This window comes from Sphingopyxis sp. SE2 (genome assembly GCF_032227185.1).
In the GTDB taxonomy this organism is placed as follows: Bacteria; Pseudomonadota; Alphaproteobacteria; order Sphingomonadales; family Sphingomonadaceae; genus Sphingopyxis.
In genome coordinates this window covers 3784722-3800724 of record NZ_JAPMXW010000001.1, presented here as the reverse complement: position 1 = coordinate 3800724, position 16003 = coordinate 3784722, and the positions used below count along the sequence as shown (strand labels likewise).

At 61.0% G+C, this 16003-nt stretch carries 14 protein-coding genes; 11 read left to right on the top strand and 3 right to left on the bottom strand.

What is annotated here, in order from left to right; genetic code table 11:
• Positions 1-282: 282 nt before the first annotated feature.
• From OVY29_RS18120 to tnpC (OVY29_RS18080), 9 genes are all read left to right on the top strand, one after another.
• Positions 283-1269, top strand: coding sequence for a substrate-binding domain-containing protein (locus OVY29_RS18120; protein WP_313911867.1), 987 nt, complete (start codon positions 283-285; stop codon positions 1267-1269).
• Positions 1270-1370: 101 nt separating this feature from the next.
• Positions 1371-2468, top strand: a complete 1098-nt coding sequence (locus OVY29_RS18115) for a DNA adenine methylase (RefSeq protein WP_313911866.1) — start codon at positions 1371-1373, stop codon at positions 2466-2468.
• Positions 2465-4672, top strand: coding sequence for a hypothetical protein (locus OVY29_RS18110; protein ID WP_313911865.1), 2208 nt, complete (start codon positions 2465-2467; stop codon positions 4670-4672). The genes OVY29_RS18115 and OVY29_RS18110 overlap by 4 nt, the downstream gene beginning before the upstream one ends.
• A gap of 20 nt (positions 4673-4692) precedes the next feature.
• Positions 4693-5256: a hypothetical protein gene (locus OVY29_RS18105; RefSeq protein ID WP_313911864.1), complete on the top strand. Its 564-nt coding sequence runs from the start codon at positions 4693-4695 to the stop codon at positions 5254-5256.
• A gap of 413 nt (positions 5257-5669) precedes the next feature.
• Complete coding sequence (locus OVY29_RS18100) at positions 5670-6365, top strand: hypothetical protein (RefSeq protein WP_313911863.1); 696 nt, start codon at positions 5670-5672, stop codon at positions 6363-6365.
• Entirely contained in the window at positions 6358-7653 is a 1296-nt protein-coding gene (locus OVY29_RS18095; RefSeq protein WP_313911862.1) for a 5-methylcytosine restriction system specificity protein McrC, read from the top strand. Before OVY29_RS18100 ends, OVY29_RS18095 begins: the two co-directional genes overlap by 8 nt.
• Positions 7654-7955: 302 nt before the next feature.
• A complete protein-coding gene (gene tnpA / locus OVY29_RS18090) occupies positions 7956-8312 on the top strand; it encodes an IS66 family insertion sequence element accessory protein TnpA (protein ID WP_313911629.1) in 357 nt (118 codons plus the stop codon).
• Entirely contained in the window at positions 8309-8656 is a 348-nt protein-coding gene (tnpB, locus tag OVY29_RS18085) for an IS66 family insertion sequence element accessory protein TnpB (RefSeq protein WP_313911628.1), read from the top strand. The genes tnpA (OVY29_RS18090) and tnpB (OVY29_RS18085) overlap by 4 nt, the downstream gene beginning before the upstream one ends.
• A gap of 62 nt (positions 8657-8718) precedes the next feature.
• Positions 8719-10248, top strand: a complete 1530-nt coding sequence (gene tnpC / locus OVY29_RS18080; protein WP_313911627.1) for an IS66 family transposase — start codon at positions 8719-8721, stop codon at positions 10246-10248.
• A gap of 806 nt (positions 10249-11054) precedes the next feature.
• Here tnpC (OVY29_RS18080) and tnpC (OVY29_RS18075) read toward each other — a convergent pair.
• The 3 genes from tnpC (OVY29_RS18075) to tnpA (OVY29_RS18065) all read right to left on the bottom strand — a co-directional run bounded on the left by tnpC (OVY29_RS18075) (position 11055) and on the right by tnpA (OVY29_RS18065) (position 13347).
• Entirely contained in the window at positions 11055-12584 is a 1530-nt protein-coding gene (gene tnpC / locus OVY29_RS18075; RefSeq protein WP_313911627.1) for an IS66 family transposase, read from the bottom strand.
• Positions 12585-12646: 62 nt separating this feature from the next.
• The gene (gene tnpB, locus OVY29_RS18070; protein WP_313911628.1) at positions 12647-12994 is read right to left on the bottom strand and encodes an IS66 family insertion sequence element accessory protein TnpB; all 348 of its coding nucleotides are present in this window, start codon (positions 12992-12994) and stop codon (positions 12647-12649) included.
• Positions 12991-13347, bottom strand: a complete 357-nt coding sequence (tnpA, locus tag OVY29_RS18065) for an IS66 family insertion sequence element accessory protein TnpA (protein WP_313911629.1) — start codon at positions 13345-13347, stop codon at positions 12991-12993. The genes tnpB (OVY29_RS18070) and tnpA (OVY29_RS18065) overlap by 4 nt, the downstream gene beginning before the upstream one ends.
• 349 nt (positions 13348-13696) lie before the next feature.
• Here tnpA (OVY29_RS18065) and OVY29_RS18060 point away from each other — a divergent pair, with 349 nt between their 5' ends.
• Positions 13697-14140, top strand: a complete 444-nt coding sequence (locus OVY29_RS18060; RefSeq protein ID WP_313911861.1) for a DUF2958 domain-containing protein — start codon at positions 13697-13699, stop codon at positions 14138-14140.
• Positions 14141-14238: 98 nt separating this feature from the next.
• Positions 14239-15966, top strand: a complete 1728-nt coding sequence (locus OVY29_RS18055) for a ParB/RepB/Spo0J family partition protein (protein WP_313911860.1) — start codon at positions 14239-14241, stop codon at positions 15964-15966.
• The last annotated feature ends 37 nt before the right edge of the window (positions 15967-16003 follow it).

Below are 16003 nucleotides of genomic sequence, written 5' to 3'. Positions count from 1 at the left end.
CGTCTTAGGCACAAAATTCCCCTGGGCCTTCACTAGCTTTTGTATCTCACGATATGTCGCCATTGCTCGTCCCGCAGTTCCCTTAGTTGTCGTGGGCCTTAGGCGCCAGGTTCATCAATGATGTTTTGATCCGGCCATTCTTGACGGCTACCGTCGGGCGGTCAATGCAAATTCCGTCCGCTGCGGCCATGCGTTTTGCGAGATTGAGTACGCCGGCGTGCTGAGATTGATGAGGTGGTGGGCCACCGGGGGTGAACCATTCGCGAACGTGACAGACCAACGATGAAAACCATCGCAGACCTTTCTGGCGTTTCGACAATAACCGTTTCTCGCGCACTGCGTGGTAGCGAGCTGGTACGGCCAGAAGTTCGCGAGCACGTCACCCAGATCGCTCGTCACCTTGGTTATAGGATGAACGTAGCGGCGCGTAATCTACGCACCCGGGAATCGCGGACGATAGCGGTCGCGATCGATCACGAACTAGTCGGTCGAGATGCGTACGCCGACCCTCTAGTACTTTCAATGATCGGGGGGCTTCTCGAAGTCCTGACTCCGGCCGGATACTCCATGTTACTCACGACAAGCGAACACTTCGCGTCGTCCGGCGCGGTCGGCGTCGATGGCGCTGTGATTCTGGGCCAAGGAGCGAATGCGGGACGCGTGAACGAGACGTCGAATTTGACTGTGCCAACCGTAATATGGGGAGAGCCTCCGGCGAGGGGGAAGACCGTCGTCGTGGGAAGCGACAATCATATGGGCGGAGCGCTGGCGGCCGAGCATCTTGTGGACGGAGGGGCGTCACGCATATTGTTTCTGGGAGACACTCGCCATCCAGAGGTCGCTGCCCGCTTAGCGGGCTTACGTCAGTATTTGGAATCAACTGACGCTCATCTCGTTGCGACGCTACCAGCACAGTTCTCGCATTCGGGAGGTTTTGACGCGACCTGCAATGCCCTTAATGCCGATATTTCGTTTGATGCGGTTTTTGCCGCAAGCGATGCCATCGCTGCGGGCGCTTGCGACGCGCTGATTACCCAAAATGTTCTCGTGCCAGCAGAGGTTGCGATCATCGGCTTCGATGACGCCCCTATCGCAAGCTTGCATCGCCCGTCGATCAGTTCGATTCGCCAAAGCGGTGCTGAAGGGGGGCGCACTTTGGGAGCCACTATACTGAGTTTAATTGAGGGCGGGGAACCCGGCCATGTCCCTGCCCTGCCGGTCAGCTTGGTCCCTCGTGATTCGAGTTCGAAGCAGAGTCCGAATGAGTGAGCATTGAGTGACGAAATTTTATGCGCGTGCCCGATTCCCATTGAATCGCGTTCCTGTTAGGTTGCCCCCAATCGCAATTATCTGACCTTGAAGGGGGCCGCATGACATTCCGGTACATCGGCTCCAAGGCTCGGCTTACCACGCCTTTAGAGCAAGCGATTGAGGCTTTCGACGATGGAAGCGGGCGATTCGTGGATGCGTTCAGCGGCACAGGAGCCGTGAGTGAATTAGCCGCGTCTCTCGGGTGGCCGATTTGGGCCAACGATGCGTTAGAGAGCGCCATCGTAATGACTTCAGCGAGGTTGGCGTCGAAAGCCGACATTCGGATGGAGCAGCTTGGAGGCTACCTCGGCGCCATAGACAGGCTCAACAGACTCAGACCGATCCAAGGTGCCATGTGGCGAACTTATAGCCCGGCCTCGGTGCAGTTCGACGCCGAAGGAATAGAACGGCGATATTTTACCGAGAAGAATGCAGGCGCTATCGACGCTATACGCGCGCAGATTGTAAGTTGGGTCGAGAACGGCTTGTTGACGCCTCGCGAAGAACAGTTGCTTATTTGCGATCTCATCTCAGCAGCTAATCGGGTGGCCAACATCGCCGGCACCTACGGCTGTTTCCTCAGCAAGTGGCAAAATGCGGCACATTCGCCACTCGTAATGCTTCCGCGCGAGTTGAAGGCGGAGTCGGTGGAGCTTGAGACGACGGTTGCTGACGTTGCTGACCTGCGACCGGCGCCCGATGACCTAGTTTATTTGGATCCGCCGTACACCAAGCGTCAGTACGCGTCGTATTATCATATCTTAGAAACGATCGCTGTAGGCGACGACCCGGACGTCGAGGGTGTCAGTGGTTTGCGACCTTGGAAGAACAAAGCGTCGGCGTTTTGCTACAAGACAAAAGCACTTGATGCTTTGGTGTCACTGGTAGAGCGCATGCCGTCGCGACGCGTGTTAATTTCGTACAGCTGTGAAGGGCATGTTGATCTGGGCGATCTCTGCGCCGCCTTGCAAAGGACCGGCCGCGTGGAATGCACGCCTATCCAAGGCGTGGGACGCTACCGGCCCAATCGCATGGCTAGCGCCAACGGGAATAGCGTGACCGAATATATCCTGAGCTTCATGCGTGCCGAAGATAAATTTGAGTCCAAGCGGCTGAGGCTTGGCGCGCGCTACGGGCTTCAGGAGCTTGCCACATGAGCGCTCCGCCTCCTCTTGAGCGAGTGCTATTGGCTAAGGCGGATAAAATTCTGGCCCATGGGTCATCTAGTGCTCCAACGGAGCAGTTTGCACAACGGCTGGAAATATTGGACGCCGCCGCTGCGCTCATTGGCGGCTTTGATCTGGCCAAATATCGCGAAAAATGTGTGCTCTCTGAGCCGCGCTTGACTGTCGCCGAGGCCTCAACACTCGCTCAGCCTGTGTTAGCCGAAATCGCACGCACGCGGATTCCTCATGCGTTGGCTCTCAGCGCGCTCGCTCGCGAACCCCTTTCGAAGCACGAGACGAGGATCGCCGGCGCTCATTACACGGACTTCCGCCTCGCCTTGCTAATTGGACAGATGTCCGCGGAACTAAACAGCCGGGGCGACCAAATTCTTGACCCGGCGTCAGGAGCAGGCATGCTGCTTGCTGCGGCGAGCATTGCCGCCTGCGAGAGGGGCCATGCGCCTGCTCGGTGGCTCGCCGAGAAGGTGATAGCAGCCGACCAATCCAGCAACGCACTCCGCGGTGCTCAACTCTCACTCGCTTCATTAACGGATGACGTAGCAGCGATCACGGAAATGTCGTCTCGCTGGCTGCATGGGGATAGCTTGCTTCGAACCCAGTCTGAATGGCGCGCCGCGATTGATGGGACGCTAGGGGTGATTGTCGCAAATCCGCCATGGGAAAAGCTCAAAGTTCTGCGGCATGAACAGGAAGTAGCAGCTGGCGCGGACAGGCATTATGGCGCGGCCCATTCCCAGGAACCGGGAGTGGCGCTCCAAGAAGAGCGGCTCCGCATGCGTGAATACACGGAAGCAATCGTCGCCCGCTACCCGCTGGCCGGTCGCGGCGAAACAGACCTATTTGTGGCATTCACGCAGATGATGGTCGAACTTACTGACGGCCAAGCTGGCATCGCGGCGCTGCTTCCTGCCGGCCTGATTCGCTCGAAGTCAACGACGGAAGTGCGGAAGCTGCTGCTCGATCAGTTCGGACAGGTCTCGTTTACCGTCCTAGACAACAAGCAGCGTTTCTTTGAGATCGACACTCGGTTCAAGTTCGTTGCAATGACTGCCGATCAGCGTCGGTCAAACGCGAATTCGGCGGTCAGAATCGGTTACGGAGAGGCTACCGGCAGCGCGTGCGAGCGCGGTCCTTTCTCAAGCATTGATCGAAAGACGCTGGAGCAAATTCGGCCCGATCTCTCTATTCCCGAAGTCCGCAGTGTCGCTGAGTGGGAACTTTTCCAACGGATGGCGGAAGCTGGGCAGCGATGGTCTGAGCCAACTTCACCTTGGTGGCCGCACTTAATGCGTGAAGTCGACATGACACGCGAGCGACATGCCTTTCGCGATTATCCGGTAGCAAACGCGGTACCATTGGTCGAAGGACGCATGGTTCACCAATTTCGCTTCGGTGCAAAAAGCTATCTTGAAGGCAGTGGGCGTCGGGCAATCTGGACACCGGTTCCGCTCGGCGTCACATCGATCGAGCCCCAGTTTTGGATCGGGAAGTCCGACATTCCCAAGTCTGCTGCCAAGCGCGTAGATACCGTTAGGGCGGGGTTCTGTGATATTGCAGGCCAGACAAACGAGCGATCGATGATGGCGGCGGTGATTCCGGCAGGGGTGGTGTGTGGCAATAAGGTGCCGACCGTTTCGTTCCCAAACTTGCCTGGTACGGAGGCGCTCGATCTATGGTGCGGGATGGTCAACAGCTTCGCGTTTGACTGGATGCTTCGGCGTGTGCTCACCACCACGGTAAATTATTTTCTTCTTCAGAGCGTGCCTCTCCCACCTCTTCGGCCCTTCGAATTACCGGGGCGGGGTGTTGCAATGGACGCACGGCAAGTTGCCGCGCTTTCGGCGAGCGGCGGTACGGATTCAGCAATGGCGATCGCCGAATTGCGCCGCAACATCGACCTCGCCTGTTTCCGCGCATACGGCATTTCAACAGATGAAATTGCCCTAATTTTGAGCGACTTCCCGAGTCTTGACCGCAGCGAGCCGGCTCTAGCCGGCGAGCGTCGTTCCACTGTGACCCGGGATTTTATACTCTCAGCTGTTGAGTCGGCCGCCCAGAACACATTTGCTCAAAGGGTAGAAACGGCGATCAAGTTAGGTGCGCGGCCCTATCGGCCGTCGCAATCAGCAAATATTGAAAACAACGCTGTTCAACCGCTTCGTGCAGCGACATAAAGCTGGAATCGGAGGGGGCAATGGCTGGTGCAAATGTAAAACGCATCATTTTTCGCGAAGTGATGCCAGGAGATTTGAGGAAATTCACGGCGACGTCGGCCGATTCTAATACCGGAGGCGGCGCTCGCGATTTTCGTTTCACGCCTTTCGAAAAATTCGACGGTGTGTTCGCGCGTGCCCTTCCCGGTCGCGAAAAAAAGCCTCGCGTTCGCAACGGGGTGCGAACGAGCGTCACCCTATATACGGCAGATGTAAGCATTCCGAAAAAGAATGGTTCAGCTTCGACAAGGGAGCTTCGGTTCGAGCCGCCGACGACGGCTAGAGAGGGAGAGGGTCGGCTCGCCCAACTGAGTAAGTTTGGTCTCGAGCCACCAGCTGGTGAGGGTCGGTTCTTCCTTCTGATCATAGAAGATGCCAGTGCTAACGTGATCCTTACATTTTATAGCGAGCAAGATTTGGCGAGCGGGCAGTGGCATTCAGTCGTGAATGATTTCTTCAAGAAAGTGTTGGCGACCCCACAGAAAACCAACGCTAATCAAGGCTTCATCGACTTCGAGAAGCATACTCATTGGATCAAATATTGATGGCGTATTCCAATGAGGCCATAGCGATTCTCGCTGCCCTGAGCACAAGGCATAACGTCTTGCTGTCAGGCCCACCGTCATGTGGCAAGACCTACCTATTGCAGGAAGTGGCGGACGCGTTCGCGGCGGGAGCTCCGCAAGCCGCTCAGCCCGCTCAGCCGGTAGCGATCCCACAAAGAGTCGCAATCCCGGCTGAGGTAGCGGTGCCGAATCCTCAGGTCCCGGGTCTTCCCAGTCCTGATCGCGAAAACCGACATGTAGAACGAATAGCTTTTTCCGCTAACACTCGTGCTCGCGATTTCACGACTGCCTTTGTCCCGAGCGTAACTGGCGGCGTCGCAAGTTTTAAGGTGGCGAAGGGCGCGCTAATCCGTGCAAATGAAGCAGCGTTAAGCGGCGGAGCATCGCTCTTGATGATTGACGAGCTGAACCGCGGGCCAGCCGTTCAGCTTTTTGGCGATTCTATCGTTGCGATCGAACCGGACAAGCGGCTCGATAAGAATGATCAGCCCACCAAAACCACGTGGCCGATTCACATTCTCAACGACGATGGCCAGATAGCCGAGATGCGCCTCTCGCCGCATCTCTATATCTTGGCCGCAATAAACCAAGCCGACGTTTCGATTGAGCCGCTGGATGTCGCTTTTTTGCGGCGCTTTGAGCCAATCCCATTAGAGCCCCGGCCGGACATCGTGCGTGGCTTGCTCGGTGCATCCGGCAATAGTCTAGATGCTCCGCAAGCGCCCGGCGACGTGGTCGAGGCCGCTGTCCGAGCTTGGGAGAAAGTAAACGAGCGCATCGCACTGGGCCGCGGCCCAGACTTTCGAATTGGACACGGCATCTTCCTATCACCAGATTCTGCGCCAGCAGATGTACCCGAGGCGCTCAACAGAGCGGTGAGTTGGTGGAAGCGAATCGCGTCACACGTACAGGAAGTGTTCTTCGGAGACCTGATCGGAGCCGGAGTGGTTTTCAACGAGAGCCAGGATGGCGCGGGCTATAGTATTGTCAGCACACCTTATGGAATCGATCAAAAGCAGCAACTCGTAGCTCCAAATATCGAGAGCGGAACGATCTACGCTGTTCTTCGGCAAGTGGCCGGTGGCTAGCGTAAACCGCATATTCCAACTTGTGGAGTATGGCCCTCCGGTCGCGATCCTTGGTGAATTAGCGTCCCACCTTGGGAGCTCATCAGCTGACGCCGAGCAGGAACTGCGCAAGGTTGGAGAGCGGCTACAGGCTCAGCATTCCTTGTCGTCCAGCCCCATTGAGATCAGTGCCAAGGGCGTGTCCGCAAAGGGGATTGCGGGAACGATCTCGATCAGACGAAATGCAGAACTGGAAATCCGACCGAAATTTGCGCTGCCCGGCGATCAGTGGCAGGAAGATTTATTGTTTCTGGCGCTGTTTACGGTCTACGGGCACGTCGATCTGATCCGGACAGTCGCGGCTTCGAGCACGTCGCAAAACACGATGGCGGACCTCGTTGGCAGAATACTGCTTGGGTTAATCCGGCAGAACAGTCGTCGGCCACTCAAGACACGGCGTGCGTCCACCGTTTTCTCATTTGAACCAGTTTCGGAGCTTGATCCGGAGGCGCTCCTCAACCCTGACGACGAAGGGTGGTCGCAGCGTGTCTATCAAATGAGCCTAGACAACGAATGGCTGGCAACGATTCACGCGGGAATCTCGTCTCTGATACCGCATGTCCGCGATGCTAGCGTGTCGGGCGGATTGACCGACCTTGCTGTGCGATGGGGCCGCCCGCGAACTCGGCCAAGCCTAATCCACCGAACGATGCCACCCCGGCTATCCGCTTGGCAATCGGCTTACGATCTTTCTTTTGAGCTTAACCGAGGAGCTAGCACATCGCCGTCAATGGGTCCCTTCTCCACATTCGGATTTACTGTCGCCACATGGCAGACGTGGGAGGCATTGCTAGAGCGTGCGCTTGTAATGGCTATTGGTGCTAACCGCGTAGCACTTCAAAGGCCCTACCGGTTCGGGACTTCAGAAAAGGGAGCCCAAAAATCGGCTCTTCAGGTTTATCCTGACGCAGTTATATCAGATTCACTCGGATCACACATCATTGACGCTAAATATAAAGGGCACCAAGAACGAGGCTTCGAGGGAATTACCGCAGCAGATCGGTACGAAATGCTTGCCTTCATGCACGCAACAGGCACCGTCCGCGCGACGTTGATCTATCCGAGCTTGGAAGCTGCACCCGTGGGCACGCCGCCAACGCTACTAGAAGTGTCGCAAATTCCCTTAGGCACAGTCAGGGCAATGGCATTAGGAATTCGGGGAATTGGAAAGCCAGGTGGGCTCCACAGGTTCATTCAGGATGTAGCTAAAGCAGTCCAGTCAGCTGTTGAAACTCGGCAGGCTGCATGACAGTCGGCAGTCTGAATATCAGTCCTCGCAGCGAGCGCGACTACCGATAATCCGTCGGTTCTGCGATAAAAAGCGGACACCGTTCCAAATCATATCATCAGACTCGCACTGACCATCCTCGTTAAGCCAAGTGGCAGTGATCGCGCTGCTTTTGACGTCGTATTGTAACCGTGTCCTGAAGGCCGCCTTGCAGGAAGCTGCTGCGCGGTATTGATTGCCGCTCTTTGCGAGGAGCGGTGATGAGCGAGGATATCGAGGTGGCGGGAGCGAGTACTCTCGTGAGTGGTCATATGAGTAATCATATGAGTAGTCAGATCGCGGTGGTTGCCGGGCGCCGCCGCTGGTCAGCGGACCAGAAGCTGTCCATTCTGCGCGAGGCGTTCGGCTCCGATGGCTCGATCGGTGCGACCTGCAAGCGGCACGCGATCGGTAGCGGACAGCTCTACACATGGCGCCGACGCGCGCTGGCGGGCGATCTGGACGGATTGAAGCGCACTGCGCCTCCATCATTTGCCGAGGTAGATATGTCCGTGTCGACCGCCGCGATGATGGGAACCGGCCAGATCGGGATCGAGCTCCCGTCGGGGGTAAGGCTCACGGTCGATGCGGCGGTCGATGCCGGCGCACTGGCTCGGGTGATGTCCGTCCTTGCCCGATGATCCCGTTACCACCGACGACACGTATCTATCTCGCCTGCGGCGCCACCGATATGCGCAAGGGGTTCGATGGCCTCGCGGTGCTGGTGCAGCAGGTGCTGGAGAAGAGTCCGCACTCGGGCGCGCTGTTCGCGTTCCGCGGCAAGCGCGGCGATCTGGTCAAGCTGCTCTGGTATGATGGTCAGGGCCTGTGCCTGTTCTCGAAGCGCATGGACCGCGGCCGATTCGTCTGGCCGATCACCAAGGCGGGCAAGGTCAGCCTCACCGCGGCGCAGCTTTCGATGCTGCTCGAAGGCATCGACTGGCGGCGTCCCGAACGCACTGCAGTGCCCTTGCTCGCAGGGTAAAAAGTGGCGGATTAGTTAGGGTTTTACTGGCATCGCAGCGCCTGTTTTGCTAGGTATCCGGGGTGTCGGAACCAGCCTCTTCCTGCATCGACAAAGACGCTCGGATCGCCGAGCTCGAAGCCGCTCTCGCGGCCCGCGATACGCTGATCGATACCCTCCGCCACCAGCTTGCGCAGCTTCGCCGCATGACCTTCGGCCAGTCCTCGGAGAAGCTCGCGCTGCAGATCGAGCAGCTTGAGCTCGCCCTCGAGGAGCTCGAAGGCGAAGCCGAGGTCGCGGACAGCCGCACCGCCGACAGGGCGCCCGCCCAGCGACCCTCGCCGGTGCGCGCGCTGCCCGATCATCTGCCGCGCGCCGAACGGCGGATCGAGCCTGAGGCCGGCAACTGCACCTGTCCCGATTGCGGCGGCGCGCTGCGCCCGCTTGGCGACGACAGTGATGAGCAGCTCGATATTGCCCCGGTCCAGTGGCGCGTCATCCGCACCGTGCGGCCCAAGTATAGCTGCCGCGCCTGCGACAGGATTGTCCAGGCACCGGCGCCGGTGAAGGCCATAGCACGTGGCAAGGCCAGCTTCGCGACGCTCGCCCATGTCGTCGTCCACAAGTTCGATCACCATCTCCCCCTCTATCGCCAGGCAGAGATGATGGCGGCGCAGGGCATCGACATCGATCGTTCAACCCTCGCCGGCTGGGCGGGCCAGGCCGCGCATCTGCTCGATCCCATCGTGAGCCGCATCCGCGAGGAAGGACTGAAGGCCGCCAAGCTCCACACCGACGACACGCCGGTGCCGATGCTCGTGCCCGGCAAGGGCCGCACCGCGCAGGCGCGGCTCTGGGCCTATGTCGTCGATGACCGCGCATCGGGCGCCGCCACCCCGGCGCTCGCCTGGTATCGGTTCACCCCCGATCGCAGCGGCATCCATCCGCAGAGCGAGCTGGGGTCGTTCACCGGCCTTCTTCAGGCCGACGGTTATGCCGGATATGACAAGCTCTACCAGGGCAACGGCATCCAGGAGGTCGCCTGCTGGGCGCACTTCCGCCGCAAGATCTTCGAGTGCCACCAGACGAGCCCGACGCCGCTAACCACCGACCTGCTCGATCGCATCGCCGGGCTCTACCGGATCGAAGAGGACGTCCGCGGCCAGCCGCCTGATGTCCGGCGCCGACACCGGCAAGAGCAAGCAATGCCAAAGATCGACGCGCTTCGTGGCGTGATCGACGACGCCCTGCGCCGCCTATCGCCCAAGTCGGCGATGGCAAAGGCGCTCGCCTATGGTCGCAAGCGCTGGGACGCGCTGACCCGCTACATCGACGAGGGCATGGCGGAGATCGACAACAATATCGCCGAGCGCGCCATCCGAGCGATCGCGATCGGGCGCAAGAACTGGCTGTTCGCCGGATCGAAGGCCGGCGGCGAACGCGCCGCCGCCATCTACTCCGTCATCGAGACGGCCAAGCTCAATGGCGTCGAGCCGCAGGCCTATATTGCCGATGTCATCGAGAAGATCGCCTCAGGCTGGCCCGCGTCCCGCTGGGACGAGCTCATGCCCTGGAACTGGCAGCCCCAGCAGCCGATCGCTCAGGCCGCGTAACTGCGGCCTTCAGACCACGCTTACGTCGTATTTGAGTGTCAGCATCTGATATATTTCGCCGCCATAGGGGAAATTATAAACCCTGCCCGTGGACACGTCTGCGACTAGGACAGAGCTGCATCCAGTACCGCAACCCAATTGCAGAATGGCATAGCGCCCAGCAAAGTTCGGACCGGTTCGCATCTCCTCGACGATGCGCGTGCGCAAATAGGCGTAGGCCTTGTCTCGCCCAGCGAATTCGGGATACTTTACTGCCCCACGGTAAACTAGGATCTGCTGACCATAAGACGGATGCACAATGCTGGCGGAGGTTGCAACAGCCAGAATTGCTAGAAAATTTGCCCTCATAGCGCCCCCAAAATTCGGAAAGAGATTAAACCTTAGGTCGAATATATAGCTTAGCGCAATCAGCTCATTAGGGTGCTGGCTAAATGTAGGATGAGGGGAAAGCCTTCCCCTGACGGCCGGATTAAGGTCCGTCCGCACCCCTTCCGCAGGGGCTAGCCGCCCCCGCGACGCCCCGGAAATTGTGCGCGGTTGCAAATGTGCGCGCGCTGCCGGCGGCAGGCGCCGACAGGGATCGCGCGTCTGTCCTGACCGCGCTGCGCACTCGGTCCGGCTATCTTGGCGGTGCGGCGGCTAAGCACATCTGCGCACGCACGCCGCACCGCCTGCGGCCCGCCCGAGAGCGCGTTCCTTCTCTATATCCGCCGGAACGGCGAATAATTCTTCGTCGCTGACGATCGTGTTGGCGCCGCGTTGAACGCGCCGGCGTTATTAATGTAAGCGTGGTCTGAAGGCCGCAGTTACGCGGCCTGAGCGATCGGCTGCTGGGGCTGCCAGTTCCAGGGCATGAGCTCGTCCCAGCGGGACGCGGGCCAGCCTGAGGCGATCTTCTCGATGACATCGGCAATATAGGCCTGCGGCTCGACGCCATTGAGCTTGGCCGTCTCGATGACGGAGTAGATGGCGGCGGCGCGTTCGCCGCCGGCCTTCGATCCGGCGAACAGCCAGTTCTTGCGCCCGATCGCGATCGCTCGGATGGCGCGCTCGGCGATATTGTTGTCGATCTCCGCCATGCCCTCGTCGATGTAGCGGGTCAGCGCGTCCCAGCGCTTGCGACCATAGGCGAGCGCCTTTGCCATCGCCGACTTGGGCGATAGGCGGCGCAGGGCGTCGTCGATCACGCCACGAAGCGCGTCGATCTTTGGCATTGCTTGCTCTTGCCGGTGTCGGCGCCGGACATCAGGCGGCTGGCCGCGGACGTCCTCTTCGATCCGGTAGAGCCCGGCGATGCGATCGAGCAGGTCGGTGGTTAGCGGCGTCGGGCTCGTCTGGTGGCACTCGAAGATCTTGCGGCGGAAGTGCGCCCAGCAGGCGACCTCCTGGATGCCGTTGCCCTGGTAGAGCTTGTCATATCCGGCATAACCGTCGGCCTGAAGAAGGCCGGTGAACGACCCCAGCTCGCTCTGCGGATGGATGCCGCTGCGATCGGGGGTGAACCGATACCAGGCGAGCGCCGGGGTGGCGGCGCCCGATGCGCGGTCATCGACGACATAGGCCCAGAGCCGCGCCTGCGCGGTGCGGCCCTTGCCGGGCACGAGCATCGGCACCGGCGTGTCGTCGGTGTGGAGCTTGGCGGCCTTCAGTCCTTCCTCGCGGATGCGGCTCACGATGGGATCGAGCAGATGCGCGGCCTGGCCCGCCCAGCCGGCGAGGGTTGAACGATCGATGTCGATGCCCTGCGCCGCCATCATCTCTGCCTGGCGATAGAGGGGGAGATGGTGATCGAACTTGTGGACGACGACATGGGCGAGCGTCGCGAAGCTGGCCTTGCCACGTGCTATGGCCTTCACCGGCGCCGGTGCCTGGACAATCCTGTCGCAGGCGCGGCAGCTATACTTGGGCCGCACGGTGCGGATGACGCGCCACTGGACCGGGGCAATATCGAGCTGCTCATCACTGTCGTCGCCAAGCGGGCGCAGCGCGCCGCCGCAATCGGGACAGGTGCAGTTGCCGGCCTCAGGCTCGATCCGCCGTTCGGCGCGCGGCAGATGATCGGGCAGCGCGCGCACCGGCGAGGGTCGCTGGGCGGGCGCCCTGTCGGCGGTGCGGCTGTCCGCGACCTCGGCTTCGCCTTCGAGCTCCTCGAGGGCGAGCTCAAGCTGCTCGATCTGCAGCGCGAGCTTCTCCGAGGACTGGCCGAAGGTCATGCGGCGAAGCTGCGCAAGCTGGTGGCGGAGGGTATCGATCAGCGTATCGCGGGCCGCGAGAGCGGCTTCGAGCTCGGCGATCCGAGCGTCTTTGTCGATGCAGGAAGAGGCTGGTTCCGACACCCCGGATACCTAGCAAAACAGGCGCTGCGATGCCAGTAAAACCCTAACTAATCCGCCACTTTTTACCCTGCGAGCAAGGGCACTGCAGTGCGTTCGGGACGCCGCCAGTCGATGCCTTCGAGCAGCATCGAAAGCTGCGCCGCGGTGAGGCTGACCTTGCCCGCCTTGGTGATCGGCCAGACGAATCGGCCGCGGTCCATGCGCTTCGAGAACAGGCACAGGCCCTGACCATCATACCAGAGCAGCTTGACCAGATCGCCGCGCTTGCCGCGGAACGCGAACAGCGCGCCCGAGTGCGGACTCTTCTCCAGCACCTGCTGCACCAGCACCGCGAGGCCATCGAACCCCTTGCGCATATCGGTGGCGCCGCAGGCGAGATAGATACGTGTCGTCGGTGGTAACGGGATCATCGGGCAAGGACGGACATCACCCGAGCCAGTGCGCCGGCATCGACCGCCGCATCGACCGTGAGCCTTACCCCCGACGGGAGCTCGATCCCGATCTGGCCGGTTCCCATCATCGCGGCGGTCGACACGGACATATCTACCTCGGCAAATGATGGAGGCGCAGTGCGCTTCAATCCGTCCAGATCGCCCGCCAGCGCGCGTCGGCGCCATGTGTAGAGCTGTCCGCTACCGATCGCGTGCCGCTTGCAGGTCGCACCGATCGAGCCATCGGAGCCGAACGCCTCGCGCAGAATGGACAGCTTCTGGTCCGCTGACCAGCGGCGGCGCCCGGCAACCACCGCGATCTGACTACTCATATGATTACTCATATGACCACTCACGAGAGTACTCGCTCCCGCCACCTCGATATCCTCGCTCATCACCGCTCCTCGCAAAGAGCGGCAATCAATACCGCGCAGCAGCTTCCTGCAAGGCGGCCTTCAGGACACGGTTACTTATTAATCGGCCTCCCGTCTGTCGCTGGGTTGGCCGGCTCTCCCCTCTGGGCGCGTCCCGGCGTCCCGCAAGCCGCTGCGCGGCTCTTCCTCTTCGTTCCAGCCCTTCGGGTGCGGGCCGCCTTCTTGGCCGCGCCCGGCAGGTCGATCTCGCCGCCCACCCCCGCTCCGCCGGGGGCCTGATGGTTAGGGGGCGGGAATGGAGGATGACATGGGAAAGACCAATGAGCGCCGTGATGGAGGCAAGCTCCTGTCCACAGATTTACATGCCGCCTTGCGCGCGAATGACGAGGCACGACGTGCTGCCGTGATGGCGGGTGCGGTGGAGCCGGATTTCGTGCCCGTTGCCAAATTCTTCTCCCCAGTCGGCGCGGCCACGTGGCTTGCGACCGAATTGGGCGAGGATGGCGACACGCTGTTCGGGCTTGCCGATCTTGGTTTCGGCTGCCCCGAACTCGGTTCGTTCAGCCTGTCCGAGCTGGCGTCGGTGCGGCTGCCCTTTGGGCTCAGCATCGAGCGCGATCTGGGCTTTGCATCCAAGGTTCCGCTGTCGGGCTGGACCGCTGCGGCGCGCCGCGCGGGGTCGATCATCACCGCCGAACAGAATTTCCGCCATGCCGCGCGCGGCGACGAACTTCCGAAGCCTAAGGGCTGAGGCAGACGCGGGCGGCGCGTCTCGCCGCCGAACCTAAGCCGGTCCGCCCAATCGCTAAACTCGACGGACCGGCACCTTCCAGAAGAAAGGTGAAGACAATGAAACTCGACTTTATCGACCTTGGCAAGCTGTCGATCAGCAAGACCAATATGCGCTACGCCAAGAAGGCGCCGGATGTGGCGGATATTCTGCCGACCGTTCGCGCGCGTGGTATCCTCGTTCCGCTCATCGTCCGGCCAAACTGCGCTGAGGGTGCGTTCGAGATTGTGGCAGGAGCGCGGCGCTTCACGGCTGCGACCATTGTCGCCAGCGAAAAGGGCGATGCCGAGCCGCTGCCCTGTGCGATCCTCGAAGAAGGCGACGATGCCGCCGCGCTCGAAGCCTCGTTGATCGAGAATGTGGCGCGGCGCGATGCCGACGAGGTGACGCAATGGGTTACCTATACGCGGCTGGTCCGCGAGGGGCGCAGCATCGCCGATATTTCCGACACGTTCGGAATGCCCGAGGCAATGGTCAAGCGCATCCTCGCGCTCGGCAATCTGTTGCCGCGCATCCGCTCGCTCTACGCGAAGGAGAAGATCAGCGCGGGCACGGTGCGGCATCTGACGATGGCGTCCAAGTCGCAGCAGCGCGCATGGCTGGCGCTGTTCGACGACGCAAATGCCTATTGCCCTCAGGGCCAGCAGCTTAAGAACTGGCTGTTCGGCGGCGGCGCGATCAGTGCGACCCATGCCCTCTTCGACGTCGAGGCGAGCGGCCTCGCGATCATCGCCGACCTGTTCGGGGACGAGCGCTATTTCGCGGACAGCGATGCGTTCTGGACCGCGCAGCTTGCCGCCGTCGAGGAGCGGCGCGCGCGCTTTCTAGACGCGGGGTGGAACGAGGTCGTCGTCCTGCCGAAGGGCGAATATTTTCGCGAATGGGAACATCGCCACGCGGCTAAGCGCAAGGGCGGGCGTGTCTATATTGAGGTCCGCGATAGCGGCGAGGTCGACATCCACGAGGGCTATGTCACCGCGAAAGAAGCGGCGCGGCTCGAAAAGGGCGAGAAAATCGAGGCCGCGCCCAAGGCGTCGCGTCCCGAACTGACTGCGCGGATGCAGACCTATGTTGATCTTCATCGCCATGCCGCCGTGCGCGCCGAACTGACCGGCCATCCGGCGGTCGCGCTGCGGTTGATGATTGCCCACGCCATCGCGGGTTCGCCGCTCTGGAGTGTGCGGGTAGAGCCGCAGTCGGCGAAGGATGACGATGTACGCGAGAGCGTCGAAGTCAGCAGGGCCGAGGCGGAGTTCGATGAGAAGCGGCGCGCGGTGTTGGCGCTGCTCGGCTTTGACGCCGAGGAACCGACAGTGACGGGCGGCAATTCGATGCCGCTCGCGGACCTGTTCCAGCGGCTGCTCGACCTGCCCGACCGAGCGGTAATGGACGTCCTTGCTATCGTCATGGGTGAGACGCTGTTCGCCGGAAGCGCTGTCGTCGAGGCGGTGGGCCTTCAAATTGGTATCGACATGACCGCGTGGTGGAGCGCCGACGACGCCTTCTTCGCCGGACTTCGCGACAAGGAGGTGCTGGCCGCGCTGGTTGCAGATGTCGGCGGGGCCGAGGTCGCCGCCGTCAACGCCAATGAGAAGGGCGCGACCTTGAAGGCGATCGTTCGCGATCATCTTGACGGGAGTAATGGCCGCGCAAAGGTCGAAGGGTGGGTGCCGAGGTGGATGGCCTTTCCACCTGCCGCTTACACCGAGCGCGGCGGGGTCGGCACCGTTACTGCGCACACCGAGGCTGCGCCGCACGACGCAGAGGCGCAGCGCGAAGCGGCGTGAACTTAGGGCGGCGGCATCCCGCCGCCCTCTATCCTTG